This window comes from Roseburia sp. 1XD42-69 (assembly GCF_003612565.1).
In the GTDB taxonomy this organism is placed as follows: Bacteria; Bacillota; Clostridia; order Lachnospirales; family Lachnospiraceae; genus Roseburia_B.
Window position 1 is genome coordinate 1 of record NZ_RAZG01000218.1, and the last position, 1,247, is coordinate 1,247.

The 1,247-nt window shown below is 29.7% G+C and carries 1 protein-coding gene; it reads right to left on the reverse strand.

Translation table 11 applies throughout. The annotated features are described in order from the left end of the window. Positions 1-294 precede the first annotated feature (294 nt). The gene (locus D7Y06_RS25190) at positions 295-621 is read right to left on the reverse strand and encodes a hypothetical protein (protein WP_120410201.1); all 327 of its coding nucleotides are present in this window, start codon (positions 619-621) and stop codon (positions 295-297) included. Positions 622-1,247 lie beyond the last annotated feature (626 nt).

Here is a 1,247-nt window from a genome sequence, read left to right on the forward strand (position 1 = left end):
TTTTTAGCTCAATCAAAGGCTATTCACCGCCATAAATAATAGGGATTTTGATAGATTATAGATTTCTCGAATGAACCAATAAGAATGAGGGAGAAATTTACTTTTGGATAATCCTTTTTTGAATCAAGACAGATTCTAAGGTTGATGTATTCTGTACAATTCTGTATTCATTGTCCTTGAAATTCTTTATTCCCTATGCAGTTTTCTAAGAAATAACATTTGTTTATGTATTCCTTTCTGTTTTTGATTTTTAGCTTTTAACTTTCAGTTTTTCATTTTTAGTGTTTAACCTTATCAGTTATCAATAGCAAGCTGATTGACTTTCCGCAAAAAGCATTTTGTGAAATTCGCTTTTACAACAATATGTGAATCCACATCCAAATCAATGCCAAAACAATTCTTGCTTTTTGCTGGTTCAATTTTACTTGTCAGGTTCAAACCGTAAAACAGTTTTATTTTTTGCGGATGGTTTTCATCTGTTTCAGTTAAATGCTCTGTTATGTGCGATTCAAGAGAATCAAGGATGTTTTTCACACAGTCCTTTGAATAAATCCCCGAATAATCCGAAACAATTTCATCCACCAAATCAGATTGTTTGATTGTGACTAAGCTGTTTTTCATAATGGCTACCTCCTTTTTTTATTTTTGGAATTTACCTGATATATTCAGAACAAATCTTATACAACATCATTTATCCGAGAATCAGGTTCATCCTTGCAATACGAATGATTATACAGCATGATTTTAGATATGTCAAACCCTACAAAATCATGGAAATACGCATGAATATTAGCTTGCTACTCCATATTTTGCACTTAAATTAAGGTTTTTTTGTTTAGCTTGCATTGTATAAAATGTGTATATTATAATGGATATTGTGTATAAATATTCATAAAAAATAATTGATAAATTTTTTGCTATATTTTCTTTATTTGACAAAATATTTAGATAAATTAGTTTGTTTCATGATAATTTAATGGGATTTCTTGCTGTTTTAGTTGTTTTTATCTGATTTTTGTATGTGGTATTGTTTTGGTTTTTGCATTTATTCTGTTGAAAATGTGCTTATTTTAAAGGGAAATGTATGTATGATAAATGCAGCAGTACGCTTTATCTCAATCTCCATAACCTCAAAACCACACCGACCGAGAAGTATAAATAAAATGTCAGATAACCGCATATATAAGCCATATAACAACATCTAAAACCAGTAAAAACAATAGTTTCAAGCTGTTCTCCGGAAAGTT

Excerpts from the sequence above, each read along its gene's own strand:
- D7Y06_RS25190 (WP_120410201.1), bottom strand. The coding sequence starts at position 621 with ATGAAAAACAGCTTAGTCACAATCAAACAATCTGATTTGGTGGATGAA.